This is a genomic window from Clostridium sp. K04, from assembly GCF_019734375.1.
In the GTDB taxonomy this organism is placed as follows: Bacteria; Bacillota; Clostridia; order Clostridiales; family Clostridiaceae; genus Clostridium; species Clostridium saudiense.
Genome location: NZ_JAASHD010000015.1, coordinates 67493 through 78502 on the forward strand (window position 1 = coordinate 67493; position 11010 = coordinate 78502).

An 11010-nucleotide genomic window follows, 5' to 3' on the forward strand; every position below is an offset into this window, starting at 1 on the left:
CCTATTTATTGTTAATAATATTAAAGTAAAATTTTTTACCTCCCTTTATATATTTTAATAAATAAAAATCATTCTGTAAAACAGATGCTACAACATTTGTTCTTCTATCGCTTGATTGATTTACCTTTAAAATTTGCAATTCACCCATATATCTTTTATATTCAATATTATCAATAGTAATATCTCCATATTTTTTATCAATGGTATTCATAGGATTTATAATATCATTATTTAATATTAATCTACTTTCAGCTGCTCTTATAGCATCTCTAGCTTCATCTGTTCTTGCCGAAAATGTTTCACCTAAAATTCTTTCTACAACCTTATCTCTTATCTTAAGCTCAATCTCTAATTCTATTGCTTCTTCATTTAAATCAGCTAAATCCTCAAGCTCTTTTATACTTGGTAAAGAATCGCCTATAAATACTGATTCATTATTTAAAGCAAATAAATGATTTGCCGCTTTCCTTACATCTAATCCCCTATGATCTTCTAATGTTGGTAATCCATCCATAAGAGGACTTCTTTTTCTGTTATTTGATTGAACAAATGCACAAGTTTTAATTCCTCTTTTATTAAGAATTTTATTCTTTTCTAACATACATTCCTCTGAAATACCTGTCCCTTTTCTAGGATAAAAATTATGAAGTGCATCTATATTTTTATAGTCTGGATTATATTTATCTAATTCTAAAAGAAAATCTTCAGTTACAGTTGATGCATTAAGCTGTATTTTAATATTACAATTATTCTTACTCATTCTAGATATCTCTTTTGGAGTATATCCAAAATCTATTCTAATAGTTTTAACCCCATAATTTCTTAATCCTTCTAAGTCCATATTTTCTAACTCCAAAAATTTGAATGTATTTGGAGAAATATCACTTATTATATCCATTTCATAACCTTTAGCTATATTAAAAAATTCATTAACCTCTTTTTTTAATATTTCATAATTTGCTTCTGGTATGTGTAAAGATGTAAATATTCTTGTAAAACCTATTTTTTTTGCTTCACTTAACAATTTTATATTTTCTTCCATAGTGTTATCTAATCCAAAATAAACTGAAATACCTAAACTCATAATAATCCCTCCTAATTTAACTAAGTATAATTTAAGGGTGATATGTTTATCGATATCATATCACCCTTTTAATATAATTCTATTCTACTGGATCTTCAAATCCTAATATACTTGTAAAGAAATATCCTGCTGCATATGATGCTAAAACTCCTATTAAGAATACTAATATTTTTCCATCAGCAATTAATAAAGCTAATGGTAATCCTGAAACACCTAACGCAACAGCACCAACTTTAAATAAAGCCATCACAGCTCCACCTACAGCTGCACCAAGACAAGCCCCTAAGAAAGGTTTACCTAATGGTAATGTTACACCATAAATAAGTGGTTCTCCTATTCCTAAAAAACCTGGTATTAATCCATTTTTCGCCGTTTTCTTTAATCTTTCATTTTTAGTTTTTCTTATAACAGCTAAAGTAGCTCCAACTTGAGCCATACCAGCAGCTGCTAATGCAGGTAATAATATTGTATATCCAACATTCGCAATTAAATCAGCATGAATTGGTGTTAATGCTTGATGCATTCCAGTCATAACAAGAGGTAAGAATAATCCTCCCGATATAGCACCTGATAACACTGAAACTATTGTATTATCAGAAGCTATCGTATTTGAAACTAATATTCCCATAGCATCTGATATTGCTCCACCTACGGGTTGTAATATAAATAAAGCTGCTAAGACTGATATTGTTAATGTTATTAACGGAGTAACAAATAAATCTAAAACATCTGGTATAAATTTTCTACATTGCTTTTCTATAAATACAGCTAATGCAACAACAAGAATAACTGAAATAATTCCTCCACGCCCTGGTGTTAATGCTTTACCAAATAAAGTTATATTAGCTAATGTTGCTGATGATATCACTCCACCTAATGCTCCACCTATCATTGGCATTTGAGAACCAAATTCTTTAGATGCATTTACACCTACTAAAATTGGTAAAATTGAAAATACTGCATTACCTATTAACCCTATTATCTGAGCTGCATTAGTTGTCTTATATGCATCTCCAAAATAAACTCCAGCTATATTATTTACAGCAAGTACTAGTCCACATGCCACGAATAATGGTATTAAAGGAATAAATATATTTCCTAATTTTTTAAGTATATTTTTAAATTTTGTATCATTTTTTTCTTTTAGTTTAGCCTTTGTAGCTTTAACAGCTTCTTCTCCTATAGCTATCTTTACTCCTACTATTTTTTTCACTTCTTCTGTTATCTTATTAACCTTACCTGGTCCATAAATAACTTGTAATTGACCTTTTGCTTCGACCACTCCTAAAGTTCCCTCTGCCTTCTTAATCTCAGCAATCTTAGCCTTTGATAAATCAACTAACTCTAATCTACAACGAGTCATACAATTTTCAACTGCTTTAATATTTTCCTTTCCTCCTACAAGTTCAACCAATTTCTTAGCTATTTCTTGGTTTGTAATAGTTCCTTGCTTTGTCATCTTCTCTCCCCCTATATACTTTAAATAGTTTCCATTGCCTTAGCAATATAACCTTTATTTTGTGACAATTTTTCTTTTGCCTCATTTATGTCTAATCCTGTCAGTATCATTAATATTGACAGTTTAACATCATAATTTGTTTCTTTTAATACTTTTTCTGCTACTTCCCTATCTACCCCTGTAGCTTCACAAACTATTTTTTTTGCTCTTTCAACTAACTTTTTATTTGTAGCTCTAACATCTACCATTAAATTTCCATATACTTTTCCTAGCTTAATCATAGTTCCAGTTGATAGCATGTTTAATACTAACTTTTGTGCAGTTCCAGCTTTCATTCTCGTTGAACCAGTAACTACCTCTGCACCTACTACTGGAGCTATTGATACCTTTGAAACTTTTGCTACTTCTGAATTTGCATTGCACGTTATTGATACTGTTAATGCTCCTATTTTGTTTGCATATTCTAATCCACCGATAACATAAGGTGTTCTTCCTGATGCAGCTAGTCCAACTATTGTATCATTTTCAGTTATATTCTTTGATTTTAAATCTTCAATTGCTAATTCCTTAGAGTCTTCTGCGCCTTCTTTTGCCCTAAATATTGCCTCAGTTCCACCAGCTATAATTCCTTGAACTAATTCTTCAGATACACCATATGTAGGTGGACATTCTGAAGCATCTAATATACCAAGTCTTCCTGATGTTCCAGCTCCTATATAAATCAATCTTCCACCTTTTTGCATTCCACTTACTATTCCATCAATAGCTTCTGCAATTTTCACTAATTCTTTCTCAACTGCTAAAGCAACCTTCTTATCTTCATTATTAATAATCTTTACCATATCTAATGTTGACACCTTATCGATATTTAAAGAACTACTATTTCTACTTTCTGTTGTTAAATTTTCTAATTTTATTGTATTCATATCTTAAATCCTCCCCACTAAACTTGATTACGTTTACATCTTGTACATTTATATTACCACTTTTGAAATTTTATTTCAAGTACTTTGTTATTTTTTATTATTTTATTTCATAGTTACGAAAACATTTGATTTTTCCCAACTAAAAACACCTTAAGATTTAAAAATCTATAAGGTGTTTTCTCACTTTCATTATTCTTATTAATACTGCACATATAATAGCTATATCCCCTTAAAATCAATAACCACATGTGTATAACTTAATTATATTCTAATATTGAGTCCAAATTAATTTTACTTCTTAATGACTTTTTTCTTCCATAAGTTAAAAAATAAGATGAAATAATTGATACTAACGGAACAGATAATATTATGGCTATACTTCCAGATACCCCTTGCATTATCTCTATACCTATTTCATACATATTGATAATTTGATTATGCTTTAGAGCATAAGCATAATTTAAAATTAATGTATTTATTGAGCCTCCAGTAAAAGCTAATATTAATGTATTGGACATAGTTCCCATCATATCTCTTCCAACATTTATTCCTGACTTAAAAAGTTCCACTCTTCCAATATTTTTATTATGGTTATATATTTCTGTAAGTGTTGAAGAAATTGACATGCTTACATCCATAACAGCTCCTAATGATGCAATAAGTATTGCTGAAAATAATATACCTCCAACCTTTAGCTCTGTATTATTTGCTACAAATACTAATTCTTCAACCTCAGAAACATTATAACCAGATATTTTTGCCACATAACCAAAGCCAGCTGCACATATACCAGCTATTATTACCCCTATTATGGTACCTATCATTGCCGAAATTGATTTTTTAGTTATTCCATCTATAAGATACAAAGAAACAATTGTTATTAATATTATTACTATTACCGCTGATAAAAATGGAGAATATCCTTTATATAACATAGGTAAAAACAGGTAAATTATACATATAAACGTAAAAACTAATCCTATTGCTGACTTAAATCCTTTTTTGCCCCCAATAATCCAAAGCATAAGTAAAAATAATCCTACAAATATATAAATAATATTAGATCTATCATAGCTATAAACTGCTGCTGAAGCGTTATCTTCATATTTGCTTATACTTGCAATAACTTTCATTCCAACAGTACAATCTGCCCCATATAAATATCCTGCAAAGCTTGTTCCTTCTATTAATTGTCCTTTTAATTTTCCACTTAATACCTTTAACATTACCTTTTGATAACCAATTCTAGAACCATCCTCTTGGATATTATCTTCTACTATTTCATTAACCACAGCTTTTACATAACTTGTTCCTGAACTATTTACTAACTCTACCCTTTCAATGTTATTAAAAAAGTATAAAAATATAAAAAATATTATTAAAAAACAAAATGTAATAACTTTACTATTTATATTTTTCTTCCTCCTTAATAAACCTGCTACCATGATATTCCTCCATTTAAGTAGAGTTTATCCCAAAATATTTTAAATACTATTTTGATTATTTTGAGATAACCCCCTATTTTTTATTTCACTTTATCTTTTATATTATTTAACAATACTTTTCTTTTCTTTAATCCTAAAGCAGCTAATCCAACAACAGCTAATGATAAAATACTATAAACTAATACATTAGATAAATCTCCAGTTTTCACAGCTGTATTAGGTTTCTTCGTTGGAGTTGATGTATTATTACTTGATCCATTATTAGTATTTCCACTGCCATTATTATAATTGTCATTATTTCCATTATTAGTATCTGTAGATGAATTCTTAACTATTACTTTAGATTCAAATGTTGCAATTTCTGTTTTTAATGTTGTTAAGGCTTCGTCTATAACTGCTTGGCTTGAATTATCTGAATAACATGCTTCTTTAGCAGTATTAATTGCCACTAATAAACCCTCCTTAGCCTCCTCAGGATATTGACCTTCTTCTGTTCCAATCACAGCATTTTCTACTAACTTTTCTGCAAGAATAATTTCATTTTCTAATTCTGATACATCCCCTCTTAAAACTAATTGATCTATTGCTGCTTTTAAATTACCATAAGCATCTGTAACGATTTCTTCATTTATATTTGACTCTTCTGCAATTTTTTGTGCATTTTGAAGTGTTGCTTCAAAAGCTTCCCAAGTTGATGAAGTATAATTATCCTTTTCTTCAACTTTTGCTTCTGCATCTTCAATTATTTCTACTAAGTTTCCATACTTAACTGATTTTACAAGCGTAACTGTTTCATCAATTTTCTCCATTGTATCTGTTCTATATGTGCTTATTGATAAGCTTACATCATCAATATTAATAGTGCTAAAAGTTGGAGCATATTCTTGCCATCTATTTGCAATATATGCTTGTTGTCTTGCTAAATTATTATAATATTTACTACCTGTAGATGAACCTGCAGTAATATATAATATCCCATCAGGATTAGAAATATTATTACCTCGTACACTTAAATCATTAACAACAGCATCTTTATCTTCTATAGTTGATAAATATGACAAATATTCTTCATCATTTGAAAGTATTCCACTTTTATATTCTTCTTCTGCAATTTCATCAAATTTATCTTCATCCATTAATGATAACCCTTCACTTAATTTACCACCTTTTAATATTTGAGTTCTTGCATAAGCATGATCATGTCCAGTTAATACTATATCAACATTATTTTCTTCAAATATTGGCACTAATTTATATCTTAATTCTGCAATAGCAGGCTCATTTGAATGCTCTGCTGAACCATAAATATCTTGATGTAAAGTAACCACTCTCCAAGTAGCATCTTCATTTACTGCAATTGCTTCCTTCATTAATGCTTCATGTTCAGCAGTATTAGTATTATTAGTATTCAACATAATAAATAATGTGTTACCATACCTATAATAATAATCTCCATTAATTCCACTACCTAAACTACTCATTGCTCCTAATGAACTTGCATTTGGATTATTAAAATGATATGAATAGTTACCACTTACAGCATCATGATTTCCTAAAGATGTAGCAACTGGTAGTGAGCTTAATGCATCAGCACTTAAATACCCCGCATATTCTACTTCATTTCCTGTATATTCTAAGGCTTCTGTTTGATTTGCTTTTTTGTTTCGTGATTGTATTTGATCACCAGCAGATAAAATAAAGCTAGCATTTGGCATTAAACTTAAAGCTTTATTAATTGTATTATTCCAGTTAAAAGTATCATTTCTTGTAGCATTATCCTGACCTTGTTCTGTAGTTTCACCAGTTGCAATATTACCTGCTGATGATCCTATTTGCGGATCCCCTACTAAAATAAAACCAAATTTGTTAGTACTTTGAGTTTTAAATTCTATGGCTTCGCTCCAATTATCATTAGTTCCATAACTATAATAATATTTGGAATTTTCCTCCAATCCCGTTACTGTTACTTTATTTGAAACATAACCTGGTACTGCACTACTTTGATTTCCTTCAAAAATTTTTGCATCACTCATATCATAATTTTTACTTACCTTAACAATCGGATTTTCTTCTCCAATTACCGAATACCAAGCAAAATTTAATTGTGTTGCATCAGCTCCTGGTGTTAATGATAGTTGTGTCCAATCTGTTTTTATTATTTCCCATCTTTCGCACCATTCATCCCATGCTTCTCCCTTAGTTGCTTCTGTCCATTTGTCATCATCTGCTGCAAATACATTATAACTGTTTGTTGTAACCACCATCATTGCAACTATTATTGCTGACATTATTTTTTTAGTTCTTTTTATCATTTTAAAATCCCCCTTGTAATTACTTACAAAATGAATTATATATTAACTTTTTTATGAAATATCATTTTTTAACATTTATTAACTTTATATTGCTACTTTTTACATATCTTAAAATTACTTAACTTTTATTTAACTTATAAAAAGCAACTCATTACAATATATTTTTAATAATCCTAAAAATATATTTATAATAAAGTTGCTTTTTATTATTCAATTATTCACTTTTTTATTTTTATATCTGCAATTAATGGATAATGATCTGATGGATAACTTCCATTGTCGTTATATTTTACAATATCTACATCTACAATTTCTAAATCTTCACTTACAAATATATAATCTATATGAAGTCCATTTTCTTTACCTTTAAATTTACTCATAGTAGACTTTTTATACAGTTCCCTTTTAACTTCTTGAACAGCTACAAACCTATCTGTATTATACTCACCAGCCGCAAACTTTTTAATAATTTTACTGTCTGGAGTTGCATTAAAATCTCCCATAACTATCACAGGAAGTTTTTCCTCTTTGCGATTTTTATCAATAAACTGTGACAATTTTTTAAGTCCAAAATCCCTTGCTTGAGGTAAAAAACAATCTAGATGAGTATTATAAACCCTTACTTTATCTCCATTTTCAAGTTCAACCACCGCAGTAGTACATATTCTAGGATATAATGAATACCAAAGCTGACTTCCTACCTTATCTGGACTTTTAGATAACCAAAATGTATTATGCTTGATTATTTTATTTTTATTTTTTACAAATAAATTATTTCTTTCTGAAAAATACTTTTTACTTCTTGCACTTCCTACTATTGTATAACTTTTAAAGTTATCTATTATATCATCAAACATTTTATTTGTTACTTCCTGGACTCCTATAATATCACAATCATATTTATCAATAACTTCATATACTATATGTTTTCTCTTATCCCATCTATTCTTAAAATCTAAAATAAAATCACTTCTTAAGTTAAAGGACATTACTCTCATATCTTAATTCCCTTTCTATATTTTCGCTATTATAATTATACGCCCTATAATATTTTCTTCAAGATATTAACTTTTTATTAATGACTTGTGAAATTATTTACATAATGTATAATAATACTATAATAGATTATTATACTAAATTTAACCTAAATATTATAATATATTTTATTTATACAATATAATGGAGGGGTTTATATGGGGAAGAATTTAAACAAAACAAATCTTATTTTAATTCTTATTATTGCAGTTTCTTTAATATCTTCAGTATTTTTAGGACTACAATTAGCAATTTTACTATTTTTATCATTATTATTAATTTATTTAATAATAACAAAAGGGTATTTTATTAAAGTTTATAAGGGTATGAAAGCATATAAATTAGAAGATTATGAAACAGCCTTAGAATGCTATAGGGATGCGGCTATGTCAAACTACTGTAATGGTCCTATAATTTCTAATTATTTAATTTGTGAATTAAAATATGGAAAAGCTTCTTTAGCTAGAGAATATATTAACGAAAACCTAAAACATAAAAATATAAAACCACGTGAATCATTAAATCTTGAAATAACAAAGGCTATAGTTTTATGGAAAACAAATTCTCAAGAAGAAGGTATTACACTATTAAAAAACTTAATAAAAGATAATAAAAATACTTATATTTATGAAACTTTAACATCATTACTTATAGGTTCTGGAAAATTTACTGAGGCTGAAAAATACATAACTGAAGCCATGGATTTCAATTCTGACAATAACATTATTAAATCAAATTATGCAGAAATCTGCTTTAAGCTTGAAAAGTTTGATGAAGCAAAAAAAGAGTTTGATTATTTAATAAAAGAAAATGTTAACTTTATTGAACCTTATTATTATTCTGCTTTAATCGAAAGAAAAAGTGGAAATTGCGATCAAGCATTTGAACTTCTAAGAACTGCAGAAGGATTAAATGAATCTCTTGTTAGTTTAGTTAGTCATAAAGATATTGATCAAGCTCTTAATTCAGTATTAATTAAATCATTTAATCAATAAAAATAAAACTATCTTGGAAATCATTTTTCAAGATAGTTTTATTTTTATATTAAAAGAGCCATAGATTTAAATCTATGACTCTTAAGAAACAATACGATATAATTATCTTCTATTATTTTGTTGTTTCTTAGCTTTTCTACAAGCAGCACATCTTGTTGGTTCATTTTCGAACCCTTTCTCCTTGTAGAATTCTTGTTCTCCTTCAGTGAAAACAAATTCATTTCCGCAGTCTCTGCATGTTAAAGTTTTGTCTGTCATTTATAATTCCTCCATATATGAAAGGTCTAAACAAAAATAACAACAAAATAATAAAATTTGGTTACTGTTTATATACCCTTCTTGTCTTTACATTATAATAGTATACACACCTTTCAAAATTCTATACATTTTTTATTTATATTTATCAGTTTCTACAGGTAACCCCTTTTTACTTAGCTTATCTTCTACTATTTCCTTTATTATAGAATAGAATATTGCAAATAATGGAACTCCAATTATCATTCCTACAAATCCCATGAATTTTGCAGCTACTAATAATGAGAATAATATCCAAAAGGCAGAGATTCCAATAGAATCTCCAAGAATCTTAGGTCCTATTATATTACCATCAATTTGTTGAATAACAATTATTATAACAATAAACCATAATGCTTGTATTGGTGAAACAAAAAGAATTATTATTGCTGCTGGAATCCCACCAATAAATGGTCCAAAGAATGGTATTATATTAGTTACACCAATTATAACTGAAATTAATAATACATATGGCATTTTAAAAATTGTTAATATAATAAATGTTAATACCCCTATGATAGCTGAATCTAAAATTTTCCCACCAATAAACCTACTAAAAGTCGTATTACTTTTAGTTGCTAATTTTAAAACAAATTTTGCTCTTTCTTCTGAAAATAGTGCATAAGTAATCTTTTTACCTAAAGCCATGAACTTTTCTTTATCTATTAAAATATAAATTGATATAATTATACCAATAATTATATTTAAAATGCTTGATGTTGCTCCTACAATAAAATTACCAACTACAGGAAGTAAATTACTCACTATAGTTATAATATAATTAATTGCTTCTCCTAATTTGCTAGTAATTAAATCTACATACTCTGGTTGTAAATTAATATTTCCTACAACTTCATTAGTAAGTTTAGTCACATCATTTAAATATTGCGGTATATTATTTACAAGTCCAACTATACTATCAATTAATTGTGGAAGTACAAATTGAATAAATAAGTAACTTATTATTGTAGCTGTTATATATGTAAATAATATTCCAATTCCCCTTTTACCATTTTTCTTTAAATTTTTAAACCATTTATATGATAAAACATATTCTTCATAAAACTTTAAAATAAAGTTTAATATATAAGCTAATGACCCTCCTATAATAAATGGTTGTAATGTACCTATGAAATCACTTATAACTAACTTTATCTCATTAATTTGCGATATTCCTAAATATAAAAGAATACTACCACAAATAACCAAAAAAGCATATATTGAAATTGTTGCATATTTATTATTCCAATTAATTTTCATTTCTTATCCTCCCTACTAAAATAGTAATATTATTTTACCATACTTTATTAGCATTATTTATTAATATTTTCTAAATATATTACATAATAATATAATAATTATGTTTAAAAAAACAGTAACATTATGATATGCTCCCTTTATAGTAGACAGTTAAAATAATAAAACTGTCATTACTATAGAGGGAGCAATTTTTATGGGAA

At 27.7% G+C, this 11010-nt stretch carries 9 protein-coding genes; 1 reads left to right on the forward strand and 8 read right to left on the reverse strand.

What is annotated here, in order from left to right:
• Position 1: 1 nt before the first annotated feature.
• The 6 genes from HCG70_RS08140 to HCG70_RS08165 all read right to left on the reverse strand — a co-directional run bounded on the left by HCG70_RS08140 (position 2) and on the right by HCG70_RS08165 (position 8224).
• Positions 2-1084, reverse strand: coding sequence for a MupG family TIM beta-alpha barrel fold protein (locus tag HCG70_RS08140; RefSeq protein ID WP_221697679.1), 1083 nt, complete (start codon positions 1082-1084; stop codon positions 2-4).
• 79 nt (positions 1085-1163) lie between these two features.
• Positions 1164-2525, reverse strand: a complete 1362-nt coding sequence (locus HCG70_RS08145; RefSeq protein ID WP_055277162.1) for a PTS transporter subunit EIIC — start codon at positions 2523-2525, stop codon at positions 1164-1166.
• A 38-nt stretch (positions 2526-2563) separates the two neighbouring features.
• Positions 2564-3469, reverse strand: a complete 906-nt coding sequence (gene murQ, locus HCG70_RS08150) for an N-acetylmuramic acid 6-phosphate etherase (protein WP_055292217.1) — start codon at positions 3467-3469, stop codon at positions 2564-2566.
• 257 nt (positions 3470-3726) lie between these two features.
• Positions 3727-4914 (reverse strand): YibE/F family protein, encoded by a 1188-nt coding sequence (locus tag HCG70_RS08155; protein WP_042394963.1) that lies wholly within the window; start codon positions 4912-4914, stop codon positions 3727-3729.
• 80 nt (positions 4915-4994) lie between these two features.
• Entirely contained in the window at positions 4995-7226 is a 2232-nt protein-coding gene (locus tag HCG70_RS08160) for a metallophosphoesterase family protein (RefSeq protein ID WP_221697680.1), read from the reverse strand.
• 218 nt (positions 7227-7444) lie between these two features.
• Entirely contained in the window at positions 7445-8224 is a 780-nt protein-coding gene (locus HCG70_RS08165; protein WP_055292221.1) for an endonuclease/exonuclease/phosphatase family protein, read from the reverse strand.
• Between the two features lie 195 nt (positions 8225-8419).
• Here HCG70_RS08165 and HCG70_RS08170 point away from each other — a divergent pair, with 195 nt between their 5' ends.
• Positions 8420-9256, forward strand: coding sequence for a tetratricopeptide repeat protein (locus tag HCG70_RS08170; protein ID WP_221697681.1), 837 nt, complete (start codon positions 8420-8422; stop codon positions 9254-9256).
• 102 nt (positions 9257-9358) lie between these two features.
• Here the strand turns inward: HCG70_RS08170 and HCG70_RS08175 are convergent, their stop codons facing one another.
• Together HCG70_RS08175 and HCG70_RS08180 are read right to left on the reverse strand one after the other, a co-directional pair.
• Positions 9359-9514 carry a zinc-ribbon domain-containing protein gene (locus HCG70_RS08175; RefSeq protein WP_042394973.1) on the reverse strand — a complete coding sequence of 52 codons (156 nt, stop codon included), beginning with the start codon at positions 9512-9514 and terminating at the stop codon, positions 9359-9361.
• Between the two features lie 132 nt (positions 9515-9646).
• A complete protein-coding gene (locus HCG70_RS08180; protein WP_221697682.1) occupies positions 9647-10810 on the reverse strand; it encodes an AI-2E family transporter in 1164 nt (387 codons plus the stop codon).
• Between the last annotated feature and the right edge of the window lie 200 nt (positions 10811-11010).